Annotated in this window: 13 protein-coding genes and 1 pseudogene; 4 read left to right on the top strand and 10 right to left on the bottom strand. The window is 52.3% G+C overall.

The genetic code is table 11. The annotated features are described in order from the left end of the window. Positions 1 to 4: 4 nt before the first annotated feature. The 3 genes from napA to napF are packed head-to-tail and all read right to left on the bottom strand — an operon-like array spanning position 5 to position 3232. Positions 5 to 2491, bottom strand: coding sequence for a nitrate reductase catalytic subunit NapA (gene napA, locus BZK41_RS07130; protein WP_079937670.1), 2487 nt, complete (start codon positions 2489 to 2491; stop codon positions 5 to 7). Further along, on the bottom strand, positions 2488 to 2751 hold the full coding sequence (gene napD / locus BZK41_RS07135) for a chaperone NapD (protein WP_003027560.1): 264 nt from the start codon (positions 2749 to 2751) through the stop codon (positions 2488 to 2490). Before napD ends, napA begins: the two co-directional genes overlap by 4 nt. Next, the gene (napF, locus tag BZK41_RS07140) at positions 2741 to 3232 is read right to left on the bottom strand and encodes a ferredoxin-type protein NapF (protein WP_003027564.1); all 492 of its coding nucleotides are present in this window, start codon (positions 3230 to 3232) and stop codon (positions 2741 to 2743) included. The genes napD and napF overlap by 11 nt, the downstream gene beginning before the upstream one ends. Before the next feature lie 413 nt (positions 3233 to 3645). On the opposite strand from napF, the gene eco reads away from it, so the two are divergent. Next, positions 3646 to 4143 carry a serine protease inhibitor ecotin gene (gene eco / locus BZK41_RS07145; RefSeq protein ID WP_048216405.1) on the top strand — a complete coding sequence of 166 codons (498 nt, stop codon included), beginning with the start codon at positions 3646 to 3648 and terminating at the stop codon, positions 4141 to 4143. A 96-nt stretch (positions 4144 to 4239) separates the two neighbouring features. Here eco and mqo read toward each other — a convergent pair whose 3' ends face one another. Then, a complete protein-coding gene (gene mqo, locus BZK41_RS07150; protein ID WP_079937671.1) occupies positions 4240 to 5901 on the bottom strand; it encodes a malate dehydrogenase (quinone) in 1662 nt (553 codons plus the stop codon). 278 nt (positions 5902 to 6179) lie between these two features. Between mqo and BZK41_RS07155 the strand changes: the two genes are divergently transcribed. Beyond that, a complete protein-coding gene (locus BZK41_RS07155; RefSeq protein WP_079937726.1) occupies positions 6180 to 7427 on the top strand; it encodes a SulP family inorganic anion transporter in 1248 nt (415 codons plus the stop codon). Here BZK41_RS07155 and mgtE read toward each other — a convergent pair. The 6 genes and pseudogenes from mgtE to BZK41_RS07190 all read right to left on the bottom strand — a co-directional run bounded on the left by mgtE (position 7390) and on the right by BZK41_RS07190 (position 14712). Continuing rightward, on the bottom strand, positions 7390 to 8826 hold the full coding sequence (gene mgtE / locus BZK41_RS07160) for a magnesium transporter (RefSeq protein WP_079937672.1): 1437 nt from the start codon (positions 8824 to 8826) through the stop codon (positions 7390 to 7392). The two genes, BZK41_RS07155 and mgtE, sit on opposite strands and share 38 nt — an antisense overlap. Before the next feature lie 105 nt (positions 8827 to 8931). Continuing rightward, positions 8932 to 10575: a multidrug ABC transporter permease/ATP-binding protein gene (locus BZK41_RS07165; protein WP_079937673.1), complete on the bottom strand. Its 1644-nt coding sequence runs from the start codon at positions 10573 to 10575 to the stop codon at positions 8932 to 8934. Between the two features lie 35 nt (positions 10576 to 10610). Beyond that, positions 10611 to 11301 (bottom strand): annotated as a pseudogene (alkB, locus tag BZK41_RS07170) (DNA oxidative demethylase AlkB). Next, positions 11301 to 12365 (bottom strand): bifunctional DNA-binding transcriptional regulator/O6-methylguanine-DNA methyltransferase Ada, encoded by a 1065-nt coding sequence (gene ada / locus BZK41_RS07175; protein WP_079937675.1) that lies wholly within the window; start codon positions 12363 to 12365, stop codon positions 11301 to 11303. Before ada ends, alkB begins: the two are co-directional and overlap by 1 nt. A 79-nt stretch (positions 12366 to 12444) precedes the next feature. Next, positions 12445 to 13497, bottom strand: a complete 1053-nt coding sequence (gene apbE / locus BZK41_RS07180; protein WP_079937676.1) for an FAD:protein FMN transferase ApbE — start codon at positions 13495 to 13497, stop codon at positions 12445 to 12447. Positions 13498 to 13611: 114 nt separating this feature from the next. Continuing rightward, positions 13612 to 14712, bottom strand: a complete 1101-nt coding sequence (locus tag BZK41_RS07190) for a porin OmpC (protein WP_079937677.1) — start codon at positions 14710 to 14712, stop codon at positions 13612 to 13614. Positions 14713 to 15449: 737 nt separating this feature from the next. Here BZK41_RS07190 and rcsD point away from each other — a divergent pair. Continuing rightward, positions 15450 to 18119 (top strand): phosphotransferase RcsD, encoded by a 2670-nt coding sequence (gene rcsD, locus BZK41_RS07195; protein WP_079937678.1) that lies wholly within the window; start codon positions 15450 to 15452, stop codon positions 18117 to 18119. A 16-nt stretch (positions 18120 to 18135) separates the two neighbouring features. Then, on the top strand, positions 18136 to 18786 hold the full coding sequence (rcsB, locus tag BZK41_RS07200; RefSeq protein ID WP_003027592.1) for a response regulator transcription factor RcsB: 651 nt from the start codon (positions 18136 to 18138) through the stop codon (positions 18784 to 18786). Positions 18787 to 18841: the final 55 nt, after the last annotated feature.

The raw sequence follows: 18841 nt of genomic DNA on the forward strand, positions 1-18841 counted from the left end.
CGCGTTACACCTTCGCCAGTTTCACGGCGCACTTCTTGAAATCCGTCTCTTTGGAGAGCGGATCCGTCGCATCCAGCGTCAGGTTGTTCACCAACTGTGCGGCGTCGAAGAACGGCATGTACACCAGCCCCTGCGGCGGACGGTTACGACCGCGTGTTTCAACAATCGAAATCACTTCGCCACGACGGGAAACCACTTTGACCTTATCGCCACGGCGCAGATCGCGTGCTTTTGCATCCAGCGGGTGAATAAACAGCACGGCTTCCGGGAAAGCACGGTGCAGTTCAGGCACACGACGCGTCATACTGCCGGTATGCCAGTGTTCCAGCACACGTCCGGTAGACAGCCACAGGTCATATTCTTTATCCGGCGCTTCAGCAGCAGGCTCAAATGGCAGCGCGAAGATAACCGCTTTACCGTCCGGTTTACCGTAGAACTTGTAGCTTTCACCTGCTTTCACGTAAGGGTCGTTGCCTTCGCTGTAGCGCCACTGGGTCTCTTTACCCTCAACGACCGGCCAGCGTAAACCGCGCGCTTTGTGGTAATCGTCAAATGGCGCAAGATCGTGCCCGTGACCGCGGCCAAACCAGGCGTACTCTTCGAACAAGCCTTTTTGCAGATAGAAGCCCAGCTCGCGGGATTCATCGTTCAGTTGATCTTCAGCCAGTTCAGTCACCGGGAATTTCGTTACTGCTGGCGTAGCAAACAGCACGTCATACAGCGTTTTGCCACGCAGTTCCGGTTTTTGTGCCAGCAGCTCTTCCGGCCACACTTCTTCTGTTTTGAAGCGACGAGAGAACTGCACCAGTTGCCACAGATCTGATTTCGATTCGCCCGGCGCTTTAATCTGCTGACGCCAGAACTGCGTACGACGTTCTGCGTTACCGTAGGCACCTTCTTTCTCTACCCACATCGCGGTCGGCAGGATCAGGTCAGCCGACAGGGCGCTGATCGTCGGGTACGGATCGGAGACAATGATGAAGTTGCGCGGATCGCGCCAGCCCGGCATACGCTCTTCGTTGATGTTCGGGCCAGCCTGCATGTTGTTGGTACACATCGCCCAGTAGACATTGAGCTTGCCATCTTTCAGCGCGCGGTCTTGCGCTACGGCGTGCAGACCGATTTTTGCCGGAATGGTCCCTGACGGAATATTCCAGTGCTTCTCGCAGATATCGCGATGTTTTTCGTTCGTCACCACCATGTCCGCAGGCAGACGATGGGAGAATGTACCGACTTCTCGCGCGGTACCACATGCGGAAGGCTGACCTGTCAGAGAGAACGGGCCGCAGCCTGGCTGGGAGATTTTGCCAGTCAGCAGGTGCAGGTTATAGACCAGGTTGTTGGCCCATACGCCGCGGGTGTGCTGGTTAAAGCCCATCGTCCAGTAGGAGATAACTTTTTTCTTCGGATCGGCATACAGCTGCGCCAGCTGTTCCAGCTGATCTTTCGGTACGCCGGTCATTTCGGCGGTTTTATCCAGCGTGTACTCAGCAACGAAGGCTTTGTAATCCTCAAAGCTCATCGGTTCAGAGGCATCGGATCCCGGGTTTTTCGCCGCTTTTTCCAGCGGATGGGTTGGACGCAGACCGTAGCCGATGTCCGTCACGCCTTTACGCAGGTTAACGTGCTTGCTAAAGAAATCCTGGTTAATCGCATTGTTTTGAATGATGTAGTTCGCGATGTAGTTGAGGATCACCAGATCGGTTTGCGGCGTGAAGACCATACCGTTATCCGCCAGCTCAAAGCTGCGGTGCTGGAAGGTGGAGAGAACCGCGACGTTCACGTTAGGATCGGACAGACGACGGTTGGTGATGCGCGACCACAGGATCGGGTGCATCTCCGCCATATTTGCGCCCCACAGGACGAATGCGTCTGCATGCTCGATATCGTCATAGCAGCCCATCGGTTCATCCATACCGAAGGTACGCATAAAACCGACTACCGCTGACGCCATGCAGTGACGTGCGTTCGGGTCGATGTTATTGGAACGGAAACCCGCTTTAAACAATTTGGCGGCGGCATAACCTTCCCAAATCGTCCACTGGCCAGAGCCGAACATACCGATAGACTCTGGGCCTTTCTCTTTCATCGACGTTTTGAATTTCTCTTCCATCACATCAAAGGCCTGGTCCCAGCTAATCGGGGTGAACTCGCCTTCTTTGTGATACTTGCCGTCTTTCATGCGCAGCATTGGCTGCGTTAAACGGTCTTTTCCGTACATGATTTTCGGCAGGAAGTAACCTTTGATGCAGTTAAGCCCACGGTTAACCGGCGCATCCGGATCGCCCTGGCATGCCACAACACGCCCTTGCTGCGTTCCGACCAATACGCCACAGCCCGTCCCGCAAAAACGGCACGGGGCTTTGTCCCATTTGATGGCTTCTTGCTGACCGACTACCGCGCGGGCAACGCCCGGCACGCTTAACCCGGCAGCCGCCGCAGCGGCCGCAACGGCGTTAGCTTTCATAAAGCTACGACGACTGAGTTTCATGGTGTTTCCTCACCTTGCTCATCCTGCTGGTGATAAACCAGCGACACCGCCAGCACGCCCGCAACGTTGCGCACTGACTCAATTGTTTTCATTAGCGTTTCACTTTGCTCAGCTTCCACCACCACAATCAGCTGACCACTTTCCACATCGCTGAGTGCAACTTCGCAACCGGGAAAGGAACGCAACTGCGTGGCGATATCGTTGATATGCTGGCTTTTGGCCTGAACGACCAGGCTGCAGACCTGCCAGTTATTGTCCATGGTTGTACTCCGCGTTAATGGCTGATACCGGGCAGATAGCGACACAGGCGCCACATCCGTTACAGTCCTGATTGTCGAGCTGCGGCTGATAAATGCCGGACAGCGTGGGGCGAAAGGTTATGGCCATGGGCTCACAGCTATCCTGACAGCGGTGACATTCAACGGACTGATGTGCGAGACAGTTTTCCCCAATCGTAAAATTCAGATCCCATGCCCTGGTGTGGCGCGGAAGAAAAAGTGATTCGGGACAGGCTTCTGCGCAGGCATAGCAAAAGCTGCACTCGCCGTGTTTGAAATTTACGCTCGGGTAACCACCCTGGCCTCGCTGCAGGATGTCGGTTTCGCACGCCTGGATGCAGGCGTCACAACGGAGGCAATGGGCCAGAAAGTGAGAGTCTTCCTTGCTCCACGGCGGACGGATCCCTGCGCTGGCGTTTCGCCAACTGCCTGTCAACATGCCTCGACGGGATAAATCAACCATGACATTGTCCTTCCATAATGACGCCCTCCCTCGGCGGGTTGAACGACATAAAAAACTGCACTATTTATGAGTAGTTATTTTTAGCCGTAAGATATTTCAGGATGTGTTAGAGGTGCATACCCCAATTGGGGTAAATGCTGTTGCCGGATCAAAGGAGTGTTGAGTTGGCGGGAAAAAATGCGCTTTTGCTCACATTTCAATGAGTTATATAACAATGTATATAACGAATTATTCAAAAAGACAAAGATCTCAATATTAGGATAATTCCTGGAATATATCGCTACCTTGATAGTAAACCTCTATCTAATACACTTTAAATATAAGTAAATCCAGATTAATAGATTATCCAAATATGTTAATCTGCAACAGACTCGTTCATAAGACAGAAGAAAGGAAACACTGTGAACAATAAGATGAAGACAATTGTCCCTGCCGTACTTTTCGCCGCCTTTGCCAGCACCTCTGCATGGGCTGCCAGTAACGATACCGCCGCTCAACCGCTGGAAAAAGTCGCCCCTTATCCTAAGGCGGAAAAGGGTATGAAGCGCCAGGTTATCCAGCTTACCCCTGAGAAAGATGAATCTACTCTGAAAGTAGAACTGCTGATCGGACAAACGCTGGAAGTTGACTGTAACCAACACCGCCTGGGCGGAGAACTGGACAGCAAAACGCTGGAAGGTTGGGGATATGACTACTATGTCTTTGACAAAGTTACGTCTCCGGTTTCAACCATGATGGCCTGCCCGGACGGTAAGAAAGAGAAGAAATTCATTACTGCGCACCTGGGTGATGACGGCATGCTGCGTTACAACAGCAAGTTGCCGATTGTGGTCTATACCCCGGAAAACGTGGACGTTAAATACCGTATCTGGAAAGCAGAAGATAAAATTCAGGACGCAGTCGCGCGCTAAGTGAGAATGTGCCGGATGGCGGCGTACCGCCTTATTCGGCCTACAGACGCATGAACAATGCCGGATAAGCGCAGCAGCGCCATCCGGCATTTTATTTTACAGCGCGATATCCGCGACGGCTTTCTGCTCAGGCTGCGGTTGTGCCTGAGGTTTCAGCTGTGGTTTCGGCGCTTCATCAGCAACCTGCGGCTTGTCATATTTCAGACCCAGAACCTCACTGGTGTATTGCAGCTCTTGTTCCGTAGCCTCAACGTTACCGTTCAGCTTAGTACCATAAGACGGAATAATGGTTTTCAGCTTCGCCTGCCACTCTGGGCTGGCTACTTTATCTTTAAACACTTTTTCCATCAGATGCAGCATAATCGGTGCCGCGGTTGATGCGCCCGGAGAAGCTCCCAGCAGCGCAGCAATCGTGCCTTCTTTATCGCTGACGACTTCAGTGCCCAGACGCAGCACGCCGCCCTTCTCCGCATCGCTTTTGATGATCTGCACACGCTGGCCGGCCTGCCATAAACGCCAGTCTTCTTTTTTCGCCTGCGGATAATACTCTTGCAGCGCAGCAAAACGGTCGTCGTCGCTGAGCATCACCTGGCTCACCAGATATTTCACCAGATCGAAGTTATCCAGGCCCACATTAACCATAGGCATAAAGTTCGAAGTGGTGGTCGAGCTGAGCAGATCCCACAATGAACCGTTTTTCAGGAACTTGGTGGAGAATGTTGCGAATGGTCCAAACAGTACAACGCGCTTGCCATCAAGGATACGGGTATCGATATGCGGTACGGACATCGGCGGAGCGCCAACGGAGGCCTGACCGTAAACTTTCGCCAGGTGGCGATTGACCACATCCGGGTTTTCCGCAACCAGGAACTGCCCGCCCACCGGGAATCCGGCATAGCCTTTCGCTTCCGGAATGTCGGTTTCCTGCAACAGCTTCAGCGCAGCGCCACCGGCACCGATAAAGACAAACTTCGCCTTGATATCGTGTTCCGCTTCGTTATTTTTCAGATCGGCGACCGTGACCGTCCAGCTATTGTCGGCATTACGCTTAAAGCCACGCACTTCGGTACTCAACTGCAGCGCAAAGTTGGGCTTTTTCTGTAATGAGGTAATCAGTTGGCGCGTGATTTCGCCGTAGTTCACGTCAGTACCAATCTCGGTACGCGTGGCCGCAACTTTCTGCTGCGGATCGCGACCTTCCATGACCAGCGGCGCCCACTCTTTAATCTGCGCATGGTCTTCGGAATAGCGCATACCACGGAATAGCGTGCTCTGCTGCAGTGCGGTGTAACGGGCACGCAGGAAGTTCACGTTCTCGTCACCCCAGACAAAACTCATGTGCGGAACGGTGGTGATAAACGAGCGTGGATCATGCATTACGCCATTATTGACCTGATAGGACCAAAACTGGCGGGAAATCTGGAAGGCTTCGTTAATTTCGACTGCCTTTTCAATGCTGATGCTACCGTCGGCCTTTTTAGGCGTGTAGTTCAGCTCCATCAGTGCGGAGTGGCCGGTTCCGGCGTTATTCCAGCCGTTTGAGCTTTCCTGCGCTACACCATCCAGTCGCTCAACCATGGTCATTGACCATTGCGGCTCCAGCTCCTGTAAATAGGTTCCCAGCGTGGCGCTCATGATGCCGCCGCCAATCAACAGTACATCCGTTTCCTGCTCTTCCGCCGCTTTCGCTTTTGCCGCCATCGAGACAACGTTCAGCCCTACAGCCATGGTGAAGAGCATGGCAGTCACTTTTTTCATAATGTTAATGCCTTACTTTTAGTATCGCTTTTTTGCTTTTAATGCAGGTGAAAATCGAGCGGCATCAACGGTAACACTTAAGTAAAAATAATTAAATATTGTTTATAAATTATATTTAATTTTTAAAAATGTTATTAATACGTTGATAGTTTATACGGTTATTGACAATCATTTCTGGAAACCAGTCCATCAGACGGGTACTATGCTGCGCTTTGCTATTCACCGCACGGATGCCTGTCGGTCTGCTGTATCAGGCCATTTTTGACCTGAGTGTAACTATGTCTGCAACTCAAAATTCCTCTGCCGCAGTCGCGGAACACGCCACCCGCGCCGTCCTGCGCCAACCCCGTCTGCTGGTTCGCGAAACGCTGGCCGGTGTGGTAACCGCCCTGGCGCTGATCCCGGAAGTGATCTCGTTTTCCGTGATCGCCGGCGTTGATCCTAAAGTCAGTCTGATAGCCTCGGTCGTACTGTGCCTGGCGATGTCTTTTTTAGGTGGTCGTCCGGCAATGGTTACCGCCGCTGCAGGATCGGTCGCGCTGGTGATTGGTCCGATGGTGCATCAACACGGCGTGCAATACATCCTGCCTGCAGTGGTGCTGGCCGGGATGATTCAGATCCTGTTTGGTGTATTGGGAATGGCACGTCTGATGCGATTCATCCCTACGGCAGTGATGACCGGCTTTGTTAACGCGCTGGGTATTTTGATTTTCTTTGCCCAGGTTCCACACTTCTGGGGCAAAAGCCCGCTCATCTGGGGGTTGTTTGTCCTGACGTTGCTGATTGTGCTGTGGGTTCCGAGGTTTATTAAAGCAATCCCCGCACCGCTTATCGCCATCGTGCTGCTGACCCTGTTCACTGTCACCAGCGGGCAACTGTTACCGACCGTCGGTGACGAAGGTTCAATGAGCGGTGGCCTGCCGGGTTTCACCCAGTTGTTGGTTCCGCTCAACCTGCAAACGCTGGCGATTATCTGGCCCTGCGCGCTGAGTATCGCTTTTGTTGGTTTGATGGAGTCGCTGTTAACCGCCCGTCTGGTGGATGACCTGACGGTGACGCCGTCGAATAAGAATCGCGAGAGTACCGGACTGGGGGTAGCCAATATTCTGGCCGGATTTTATGGTGGTATTGCCGGGTGCGCGATGATTGGTCAAACCATCGTTAACGTCGAGATGGGCAAAGGACGCAGCCGCATTTCGACGTTTGCCGCCGGACTGGTCTTACTACTGTTAGTCACTGGGTTAAGCGAAGTGATGGCAGAAATACCCATGTCGGTGCTGGCGGGAATTATGGTGATTGTGGCGGTGAAAACCTTCAGCTGGCACAGCATCCAGCCCGCCACGCTGACGAAACTCCCCGTCACTGAAACGCTGGTGATGCTGGTGACCGTCGCTGCCACGGTTTCTACCGGCAACCTGGCGATTGGCGTGGTTGCCGGGGTGATGACGATGCTCATTCTGCCGCGTATCGTCAGACGCAAACGGGCGACTACATCAGAAACAGCGTCGCCAGACCGAGAAAAATAAAGAAACCGCCGGTATCAGTGATAGCGGTTATCATGACGCTCGAGCCGACCGCCGGGTCGCGCCCGAGCTTCACCATCGTCATCGGAATGATAACCCCCATCAACGCCGCCATCAGCAGATTGAGCATCATCGCCAGGGTCATCACACCGCCGAGCGCCATATCATCGTACAACCACCACGTAATGCCGCCCATAATCCCGCCCCACACGAGGCCATTGATTAGCGCCACGCCCATCTCGCGCAGGATGAGAAACGTCAGGTTCCCCGGCTGAATATTTTGCAGCGCCAGCGCGCGGACGATCATAGTGATAGTTTGATTCCCGGTATTGCCGCCGATACCCGCCACTATCGGCATCAGCGAGGCCAGCGCCACCAGTTGCGAAATCGTATGTTCAAAGCCGTCGATCACCCGCGAAGCGATAAAGGCGGTACAGAGGTTAACGGCCAACCATGCCCAGCGGGTTTTTACCGCTTTGGTAACAGGTGCAAACACGTCCTCTTCGGCGCTTAAGCCCCCCATTCGACGCAGATCGGTGTCGGTTTCTTCATAAACCACATCAACGATCTCATCAATGGTTAAACGGCCCATCAGTTTACCGGAAGGATCAACCACCGCGGCACTGACCAGGTTGTCACGTTCGAAAGTACGCGCAGCGTTTTCGGCGATATCTTCCGGAGAAAAGGTGAGCGGGTCATCTTCCATCACCTCGCTGACTTTTCGCTGCACGTCATTGAGCAAAATGCAGGTTAGCGTCAGTTCGCCAACCAACACTTTATTGCGATCGGTCACGAAAAGTTTATCGGTGTTCTCCGGCATTTTCCCCAGCCGCCGCAGGTAGCGTTGCACCACTTCCAGCGTCACGTCCGGACGCACGGTGATGACTTCGAACTCCATGATCGCGCCGACGCTATTCTTCTCGTAGTGCAGCACCTGACGGACGCGCGCCCGCTCCTCGGCAGGTAACGTCGCCAGCAGTCGTCCCGTAAGGTTACGAGGGAGATGCTGGACCAGATAAATCTGTTCATCGATATCGAGATATTGCAGCGCATCCAGCAGCTCACGGTCACTCATCTCATCGATCAGGTCGTCCCAGACGTTTTCAGACGCCTCAAGCAAGACGTTACCGCGCTTTTCATTTTCGACCAGTCGCCACAGGGCGTGGCGCTCTTCGGAGGGCAAAGCTTCGAGGGTATCAGCCAGGTCAGGCGGTGGCAGGTGAGCCACCAGCGCCCCTACCTCAGCAATATCGTCGGCTAAGGTACCGACGTCATATTGCTCAGCCAGGGTAAGCTTGCCCAACAGCGTTGAAATAATGGCTTTATCAGTGGTCAGCAGCCAGATGAGGCGCGCACGCTCTTCATCACGCAGTCTGGCGCTGTTTTTGTTTATTACGGACATTAATCATAAATCCATGATATGAAATATCATTAATCATGATGCCGATTTATGTAAATAACAATAAACAGTGCCGCCGGGTGGCTAAAAAACCGGCGGCACGTGGGATCAGGCTGTGCGAGCCACCGCGTCACGCGAGGCGGCGTCACGTTCATCACCCAACAGTTCACTCAACTGTCCGTTGCGCATTTCCAGCAGGCGATCGGCGTGAATAAAATAGTGATCGTCGTGGCTGATGGCGAAAATGGTTTTCCCCATTTCCTGCATCAGCGGTAACAGGACCTGGTAGAACTCACGGCGGAAATGGGGATCCTGATCGGCAGCCCATTCATCCAGCAGAATGATATCGCGCTCCTCCGCCAGGGCCAGCAGCAGCGCCACGCGTTTCTTCTGCCCTTTCGACAGCTTCAGATTGAGGATACGGCCATCACTCAGCTCCAGCTTATGACCCATCTTCAGATGCTCCAGCCACTTCGCGACCAGCTGCGGATTAGCCTCTTTACCTTCCGGCCCCAGCAGTTTGTCAAACAGCCAGACGTCGGTAAACACGGCGGAGAATAGCTTGCGGTAGTCTTCCGGTTTTTCAACCGCTACGCTCTTGCCATCAAGCAATATCGCGCCTGACTGCGGCTGATATAGACCGGTCAGTAACATCGCCAGCGTAGATTTCCCGCTACCGTTGCCGCCAATCAGGAAGATCAGTTCGCCACGATGAATCGTCAGATTCACCGGCCCTACGGAAAACGCATTATCCTGATAGTGGAAAACCACGTTGCGCAACTCCAGCGTTTGCCAGTTGGGAAACGCGGTTGGGCGTGGGAATTCGGCCTTAAAAGGTGCCAGTGCAAACTTATTCAGCTTATTGAAAGCCACCTGCGCGGTAAGCAGCGTCGGCAGCGCGCCAACGGCAGAGAGCAGTGGCGTACGCAGGAATAACAGCGTCAGAGAATAGGTCGCCGCCACGGCGGTATCAGCCCATCCCAGACTGTTAGCCATCCAGAACACCAGGCCAATGGCACCCAGCATCATAATGTTCGACCAGTTAACCGCGCTCAGGTGGAAGGTATCGGCACGGATAATGTGGTGGCGATACTCTTTGGCATCGGGGACGTACATCTGATTAAAGATATGCTCGGCGCGCTCGCGGTTGAGCGTCAGCTCTTTGCGCCCTTCCAGCACCGTCTGATAATCGTTGTACAATTTGTCTTCAGTTTCGCGCAAGGTGGCCATGTGTTTATACACCCGCGCGACCAGCACAAATCCGCCCCAGATGGTGATTGCCATCCAGATTGCCGTTACCAGCAGCATTTTGGTCGACAGCATCGCCAGATACGCCGCCGATCCGATGGTCAGGATAATCCCCTGTACCAGTTCAGGCAGACGAACAAAGGCGATGGTGATGTTGCGGATATCACTGGTTAAACCGGCCAGCAACGAGGCGCTGCCAAGCTGTTCGATACGCTCGACGTGGGTATCGAGAATACGTTTGATAAATTCGCTACGCAGCCGGTAGACAAAGTGGTGACCCAACGTGGTCAACGCCAGCTGAGAGCCGAGAGTGACAACCATCAACAGCAGCAGCAGGCCAAGAAACTCCGGTAGCACCATCAGAGTGGTGTCGACCGTTTCAATCAAGCGCTGGTTGATAAACGCAATCAGCCCAATCCCCAACGCGGCGCTGGCGAGGCTGAGCGCCATCACGCTGATAAATGGCCAGCGATACTGCCGCCAGACAAGAAGTAAAAGTTCCATGCACACAACCCGGACAAGTAATAACAGCCCGCAGTTTAAACATCTCTTCGCTGACAGCAATAATAATTCTTATTTTTATTCTTTTTTACCCGCCTGACGAAACGTCAGGTTGTAACGACAGTCTCCGGTTAATGGGTGATACCCTGTTTTAAGCGGCTGGATCCCATGATAAAACAGCCGCGAATTACCGCCCCATACCACGACATCGCCATGTTCCAACAGCAAACGCTTTAAAGGGTCATTACGGCGCAATCCGCCAAATTGAAAGATGGCCGGCAGCCCTAACGACACGGAGACAATCGGCGCCCGCAGGTCGGGCTCGTCTTTATCCTGATGTAAGGACAGTTTTGCCCCTGGCGTGTAGCGGTTAATCAGGCAGGCATCGGGTTGAAAATCAGCATAGCCCGCCGCCGTCGCCGCCTGTTGGCACAAATCAGCGAACGCATCCGGTAGCGGCGGCCAGCGCGTGCCGGTGAGTGGATCAAACGGAGAATAAAGATAGCCATGCTGATCCGTCGTCCAGCCCAGATGACCGCAGTTGGTCATCGCCACCGACATCGTATAGCCGCCGGGCGTTACCATCTGACGAAACGGCGACTGTCTGGCGACAGCCGCTATCGCCTGCAGTAAAGTGGGCGCAGAGTCAAAAGCGAAACGTCGCAGAATAACCGCACCTGAAGCCAGCGGCTCCTGCCAGGGTTTAGCATCCGCAAAGAGATCGAGCATTATGTTTCCTCGCCAGTAGTTTCCCGTTGCAGTAACTGCGCCTTGCGCGCAATACCCCATCGGTAGCCCGAAAGTGCGCCATCGCCACGGATCACCCGGTGACACGGGATAACAATCGCCAGTTTGTTGGCCCCACAGGCACTGGCCACCGCGCGCACCGCCTTCGGTTTGCCGATGGCGCTGGCCAGCTGTTGGTAGCTCACAGTTTCGCCGCACGGAATTGTGCGCAGCGCCTGCCACACCTGCTGCTGAAATGCGGTGCCCCGGATATCCAGGGGTAGCGATAGCGACGCGTCACGCGAGTTGATCGCGGCGATCACTTCGCACACGCGCTGCTGAAAATCGGCATCTGCAGGAACATCCTGCGCGGCGGGAAACAGCTCATGCAATTCCGCAGCTAACGTGGCGTCATCATCACCAAGTAAGATGGCACAGATACCCCGCTCGCTTTCAGCCACCAGACAACGACCCAGAGCGCAATCTGCAAGGGTATAGCGTACAGAAACGTTGTCGCCACCTTTACGAAATTGCTTTGCGGTCATGCCTAACGTCTGATCCGCTTTGCGGTAATAGCTGCTGCTGTCGGGGAATCCGGCGTTGAGAATCGCCTGCGTAACCGGAACACCTTTCGCCAGGGCATCGCGCAGACGGCGGGCACGCCATGATTGTTGCCACACTTTCGGGGTCATGCCCGTCGTGGCTTTAAACAGACGATGCAAGTGATACGGGCTCATCGCCACCTGCTGTGCCAGCTCGTCCAGCGTAAGAGGTGACTCTTGCTCCAACAACTGGCAAGCGCGGGCAATTTTGTCCAGCCGATGCTGTTGCGCGCTGTCTTTATCCGGCTGGCAGCGCTTACAGGGGCGAAACCCGGCAGCCTGCGCCTGCTGAGCATCGGCGAAAAAACGGACATTTTTGCGCAGCGCATGCTTTGCCCGACAGGACGGACGGCAGAAAATACCGGTGGTCTGGACGGCAAAAACAAACTGACCGTCAGCGTCGGCGTCGCGATCCACAACGGACTGCCAACGGTCATCGTCAGTGATGCGTAAACGATTTTTCATTTCGGACTCCTTTGTTAAGCATAGCGCTTAGCCTCAGTGTGTCCCCATCGTCGGGCATAAAAACCCGCAATCTTGCTTTTTAATTTTTTTCGCTGACCAGAAAGCTCTTAAACTGCGGCGACATCCAGGTTTTAAACCCCTCGCCCTCTTTCACAATCATATAGACCGCCAGCCCTTCACGACGCACGACTTCTTTGGCCTTTTCCGGGCCGAGCACCATCAATCCTGTATCCCAGCCATCGGCTTCCAGCGCCGTTGGCGCAATCACCGTTACGGACACCAGATTATGTTCGATCGGGCGACCGGTTTGCGGATCGATAACATGGGAAAGGCGCTTACCGTCCAGCTCATAATAGTTCCGGTAACTGCCGGAGGTGCTAATGCCGTGCCCGTTAATGTCGACAATCGCCTGCACCGCGTTTTCACGATCGGTGGGTTTCTGGATCGCCACTCGCCACGGATGCCCTTCAGCATTCATTCCCCTGCTGTTCAGCGCACCACCAACGGAAACCAGATAACGGGCGATCCCTTCTTGCTCCATCAATCGAGCCAGATGATCGGCAGCGTACCCTTCGCCAACGGTAGAGAGATCCACATAAAGATCCGGCAAGTCTTTTTGCAGGTAGTTCTGATGCGCTTCATTCACCACTTTCAGGTGAGAAAGTCCGGTTTGCGCTTTTGCAGCATCAATTTGCCCCTGGGTGGGAATATGTAACGGTTGCTGATCCGGGCCAAAGCCCCACAGGTTGACTAACGGCCCCACGGTGATATCCATGGCCCCATCGGTTTTTGCACCAATGCGTAGCGCCGAGGTCACGATATCCGCCATGGCGTCGTTAACCGGCCACGGCGACAGGCTTTTCGACAGGTTAAAGCGCATTAACGCAGAATCGTTTTTATAGGTGGAGAGCAGTTGATCATCGGCATCAAGCTGAGTCTGGATCTTGGCCTGCAGTTCCCTGGCGCGTTTGGCATCTACGCCTACCGCACTGACCCGCCAGAAAGTGCCCATCGTTTTACCTTCCAGAACAGTGGCAGGTGTTGTGGTCTGAGCAGGTTTCGGGGCCTCATCGCACCCGACAAAAAAGATCGTCACAGCCAGCAATGCTGTGCGATAAAAATTCATTTCCATACGTAATTATCCTCATGCGAACGGGCGCAAGAGTACACCAAAAATCGTTGTTTGTACGGCGAAAAAACGGCATTAAAAAAGGCCCCGCAGGGCCTTTGATAGACATAATGTAGATTAGAACTGGTAAACCAGACCCAGTGCTACGATGTCATCGGTAGAGATACCAGCACGTTGGGTGAACTGATTGTCGTCCAGCAGGTTGATTTTGTAATCAACATAGGTGGACATGTTTTTGTTGAAGTAGTAGGTTGCGCCAACATCAACATATTTCAGGATATCCTGGTCGCCGTAGCCATTGTCCAGGTCTTTACCTTTGGACTGCAGGTAAGCCACGGACGGACGCAGACCGAAGTCGAACTGGTACTGCGCAACAGCTTCGAAGTTCTGTGCTTTGTTAGCCCAGCCCAGGTTACCTGCACGCGTTGCGTTGTAGGTCTGGGTGTACTGTGCTGCCAGGTACACGTTGTTCGCGTCGTATTTCAGACCACCAGTATAGGTTTCAGCACGATCGCCAGTACCGAAGTTCAGCTTGTTCTGCTCGTCAGTGCGTTTAGAGCTGGTGACTGCAGTACCCAGCGCGAAGCCTTCGCCGATATCATAAGTGATGGATCCACCAACGCCGTCACCATTCTGACGCAGTGCATCACGACCGTTGCCGGTCACACCAGTCATACCTTCGCCTTCCGGGCTACCGTTTTTACCCTGGTACTGCAGGGCAAAGTTCAGGCCATCAACCAGGCCGAAGAAGTCGGTGTTACGGTAGGTCGCGAAGCCGTTACCACGCTGCTGCATGAAATTGTCAGAACCGTAGGTGTCGCCGCCGAATTCCGGCAGAACGTCGGTCCAGGACGTTACGTCGTAAACTACGCCGTAGTTACGACCGTAGTCGAAAGAACCAACGTCTGCGAATTTCAGACCCGCAAACGCCACACGAGTCCAGGCGTTGTTCTCAGATTCAGGCGCGTTACCCTGAATCTGGTATTCCCACTGGCCGTAACCGGTCAGTTGGTCGTTAACCTGAGTTTCGCCTTTGAAGCCGATACGCATGTAAGTCTTGTCACCATCATCACCTTTGTTGTCGGAGAAATAGTGCAGACCGTCGACTTTGCCGTACAGATCTAATTTGTTGCCGTCTTTATTATAAATTTCAGCCGCATTCGCTGCGCCTGCTACCAGCAGTGCTGGTACCAGGAGGGACAGTACTTTAACTTTCATTTTATTAACCCTCTGTTATATGCCTTTATTGCTTTTTTATGCCACTGCATACTGATTAAGGCCATTAACCAGTCGGCAACTTCATTCTCCGCAAAAACACAGAATAATCCAACACGAATATGATACTAAAACTTTTAAGGTGTTTCATTTGTCGGCATAGATGTTTCAAAACATTAATACGAGGGAACTTTTTTAAAATGGAAAAACAGGCAAAATAAGCACAAATAGTCAAGAACCATTTAAATTATCTTTAAAATCAAATGATTGTACAAAACAACCTTATAGCACTGAATGACAAAACAAAATCTTCACTCGCAACTAAAATAGACCCGCTATCATCATTAACTTTATTTATTACCGTCATTCATTTATGAATGTCTGTTTACCCCTATTTCAACCGAATGCTCAGCGTTCGGTTTTTTTTTACCCTTCTTTACACAAAACTTACCTTTCTGTGCTACCGATGCAAAACTATAACGACTATTAACTATCTCTGGCGTCGCGATCAGATATAAGTTTGATAAATAATTTCTTGTTATTTAATGCTAAATGTATACATTCCGTACGAATATTTGTACCCGCCTTTATCTTCTGTACACCTTTGCATCGTAATGGCTGCAACAAAATCAGGCGCAAAGAATGCAGGCCAGGCAGCGCGGTGTAAGTGTGGTAATTCATACATTACCCTTTATACTGCCCTTTCATCTTTCGCGTCGTTTAACAGGTCATAAACACGAATGAGTCAGTCTGACACAACGGTTTCCACCCGATTCTCCCTGTTGCCAGGAAGTATTACCCGTTTCTTCTTATTACTGATCGTTGTGCTGTTGGTGATGATGGGCGTGATGGTCCAGAGCGCCGTCAACACCTGGTTAAAAGATAAGAGCTATCAGATTGTCGATATTACCCATGCCATTCATAAAAGGGTCGATACCTGGCGATACGTGACCTGGCAAATCTATGACAATATTGCCGCCTCAACCAGTTCGCCGGGTGCAGAAGGGCTGCAGGAAACACGTCTGAAACAAGACGTCTATTATCTTGAGAAGCCGCGCAGAAAGACCGAGGCGCTGATTTTCGGCTCGCATGACAGTTCTACATTAGAAATGACCCAGCGCATTTCAACCTATCTGGACACGTTGTGGGGCGCAGAGAATGTCCCATGGTCAATGTATTACCTGAATGGCCAGGACAACAGCCTGATCCTAATCTCGACGTTACCGCTGAAAGATCTTACCTCCGGTTTTAAAGAATCGACGATTGGGAATATTGTCGACTCCCGGCGCGCTGAGATGCTGCAACAGGCTAATGCGCTAGATGAACGTGAAAGCTTCTCTTCGCTGCGCCGTCTGGCCTGGCAGAACGGGCATTACTTCACGCTACGCACGACCTTTAATCAGCCAGGACATCTGGCAACGGTTGTCGCCTTTGACCTGCCGATTAATGACTTGATCCCGCCCGGTATGCCGCTGGACAGTTTCCATCTGGAACCTGACGCCACCTCAACGACCGAGCACCTGAATGAAAAAGAGTCGCCTGACAGCGTCAGCATTAATTTCAACAACAGTAAAATTGAGATCTCTTCGGCGCTAAACTCAACGGATATGCGACTGGTGTGGCAGGTTCCGTTTGGCTCATTGCTGCTCGACACATTGCAAAGCATCCTGCTACCGCTTTTGCTGAATATTGCGTTGCTGGCCCTGGCGCTGTTTGGCTATACCACCTTTCGCCACCTCCCTGCCCGTTCCACCCAAGTGGCGCCAAACCTTGCGGCAAATAATGAACTGCGCGTTCTGCGCGCAATCAATGAAGAGATTGTTTCCCTTCTGCCGCTGGGATTACTGGTACACGATCAGGAAGCAAACCGTACGGTTATCAGCAATAAAATTGCCGACCACCTGCTGCCGCATTTAAATCTGCAAAACATTACCAATATGGCAGAACAGCATCAGGGAGTGATTCAGGCCACCATCAATAATGAACTGTATGAGATCAGACTATTTCGCAGCCAGATCTCCCCGAGAACGCAGATCTTTATCATTCGTGACCAGGACCGCGAGGTACTGGTCAATAAGAAGCTGAAACAAGCACAGCGGCTGTATGAAAAAAACCAGCAGGCTCGCGCGGCCTTTATGCAGAATATCGGCAGCGCACTGAAAGACCCCGTAAAAACGTTGGCTGACAATGCCGCCGCGCTCAATACACCAGACAGCCAGAAACTGGCCAATCAGGCCGACGTTCTGGTGCGCATGGTGGACGAAATCCAGCTAGCCAACCTGCTGGAGAACGATGCCTGGAAAGGTGAATCCACACTGTTTTCCGTGCAGGCATTAATTGACGACGTGGTTCCGGAGGTTCTGCCGGCCATTAAGCGTAAAGGGCTGCAGCTACTGATTAAAAATCACCTAAGCGCCCATGACGAACGCCGTGGCGATCGCGATGCCTTGCGCCGTATTTTGCTGCTGTTGATCCAATATGCGGTAACGACCACGCAGATTGGTAAAATCACGCTGGAAGTCGACCAGGATGAGTCAGAGGCTGAACGCCTGACCTTCCGCATTCTGGATACCGGGGAAGGCGTCACATTGCATGAAGTTGATAATCTCCATTTCCCATTCATTAATGACACGCAGGGCGATCGGTATGGCAAAGCCAACCCTCTGACGTTCTGGTTGTGCGATCAGTTAGCCCGTAAGCTTGGCGGACACCTGAATATCAAAGCGCGGGAAGAACTTGGAACACGTTATATTGTCCATGTTAAAATGCCGCTGCACGATCAACATGCTGATAGTGAAGAGCGCCTGTTGGATGACGTCTGCGTAATGGTTGATGTCACCTCAAATGACGTACGTAGCATTGTATTACGTCAGCTGGAAAACTGGGGGGCAACCTGCATCACGCCCGATGAACGGTTGAATAGTCAAGAATATGATCTCTTTTTAACGGATAATCCGTCTAATCTTACTGCCTCAGGCCTACTTTTAAGCGATGATGAGTCTGGCGTACGGAAAATTGGCCCAGGCCAACTGCGCGTCAACTTTAATATGAGCAATGCTATGCAGGAAGCTGTCCTTGAGCTGATTGAAGAGCAGCTGGCACAAGAAGAGTTCCAGGAACTCCCCCTCGGCGGAGATGAAAACGCCGAACTTCATGCCAGTGGTTACTACGCTCTCTTTGTAGACACAGTACCGGATGATGTTAAGAGGTTGTATACTGAGGCGGCTATCAGCGATTTCGCTGCGTTAGCCCAAACGGCCCATCGCCTGAAAGGCGTGTTTGCCATGCTTAATCTGGTACCCGGCAAGCAGTTATGTGAAGCGCTGGAACATCTTATTCAAGAGAAAGATGCTCCAGGTATAGAAAAATACATCAGCGACATTGACGTTTACGTCAAGAGCTTGCTGTAGCAAGGTAGCCCAATACATGAACACTATGAACGTAATTATTGCCGATGACCACCCGATTGTACTGTTCGGTATTCGTAAATCACTTGAGCAAATCGAGTGGGTAAATGTTGTCGGCGAATTTGAAGACTCCACTGCACTGATCAACAATTTGCCTAAGTTGGATGCACATGTGTTGATTACCGACCTCTCCATGCCGGGAGATAAATACGGTGATGGGATCACGTTAATTAAATATATCAAGCGTCATTTCCCGAGCCTGTCGATTATCGTTCTGACCATGAACAATAATCCGGCTATCCTGAGTGCGGTACTGGATCTCGATATTGAAGGGATCGTACTGAAGCAAGGTGCGCCAACCGACCTGCCAAAAGCGTTGGCCGCGCTGCAGAAAGGTAAGAAATTTACCCCGGAAAGCGTGTCTCGTCTGCTGGAGAAAATCAGCGCCAGCGGCTATGGCGACAAACGTCTGTCACCGAAAGAGAGTGAAGTTCTGCGCTTGTTTGCCGAAGGTTTCCTGGTTACTGAGATCGCCAAAAAGCTCAACCGCAGCATAAAAACCATCAGCAGCCAGAAAAAATCGGCAATGATGAAACTCGGTGTGGAAAACGATATCGCACTGTTGAATTACCTCTCCTCCGTGACGCTGAGTCCGTCAGACAAAGAGTAATTCTTTATCACGTCAAAATGCCTGATGGCGCTGCGTTTATCAGGCCTACGAACAA

This window comes from Citrobacter sp. A316, assembly GCF_002042945.1.
GTDB classification, from domain to species: Bacteria; Pseudomonadota; Gammaproteobacteria; order Enterobacterales; family Enterobacteriaceae; genus Citrobacter; species Citrobacter portucalensis.

Excerpts from the sequence above, each read along its gene's own strand:
- napA (WP_079937670.1), bottom strand. The coding sequence starts at position 2,491 with ATGAAACTCAGTCGTCGTAGCTTTATGAAAGCTAACGCCGTTGCGGCC.
- napD (WP_003027560.1), bottom strand. The coding sequence starts at position 2,751 with ATGGACAATAACTGGCAGGTCTGCAGCCTGGTCGTTCAGGCCAAAAGC.
- napF (WP_003027564.1), bottom strand. The coding sequence starts at position 3,232 with ATGGTTGATTTATCCCGTCGAGGCATGTTGACAGGCAGTTGGCGAAAC.
- eco (WP_048216405.1), top strand. The coding sequence starts at position 3,646 with ATGAAGACAATTGTCCCTGCCGTACTTTTCGCCGCCTTTGCCAGCACC.
- mqo (WP_079937671.1), bottom strand. The coding sequence starts at position 5,901 with ATGAAAAAAGTGACTGCCATGCTCTTCACCATGGCTGTAGGGCTGAAC.
- BZK41_RS07155 (WP_079937726.1), top strand. The coding sequence starts at position 6,180 with ATGTCTGCAACTCAAAATTCCTCTGCCGCAGTCGCGGAACACGCCACC.
- mgtE (WP_079937672.1), bottom strand. The coding sequence starts at position 8,826 with ATGTCCGTAATAAACAAAAACAGCGCCAGACTGCGTGATGAAGAGCGT.
- BZK41_RS07165 (WP_079937673.1), bottom strand. The coding sequence starts at position 10,575 with ATGGAACTTTTACTTCTTGTCTGGCGGCAGTATCGCTGGCCATTTATC.
- ada (WP_079937675.1), bottom strand. The coding sequence starts at position 12,365 with ATGAAAAATCGTTTACGCATCACTGACGATGACCGTTGGCAGTCCGTT.
- apbE (WP_079937676.1), bottom strand. The coding sequence starts at position 13,497 with ATGGAAATGAATTTTTATCGCACAGCATTGCTGGCTGTGACGATCTTT.
- BZK41_RS07190 (WP_079937677.1), bottom strand. The coding sequence starts at position 14,712 with ATGAAAGTTAAAGTACTGTCCCTCCTGGTACCAGCACTGCTGGTAGCA.
- rcsD (WP_079937678.1), top strand. The coding sequence starts at position 15,450 with ATGAGTCAGTCTGACACAACGGTTTCCACCCGATTCTCCCTGTTGCCA.
- rcsB (WP_003027592.1), top strand. The coding sequence starts at position 18,136 with ATGAACACTATGAACGTAATTATTGCCGATGACCACCCGATTGTACTG.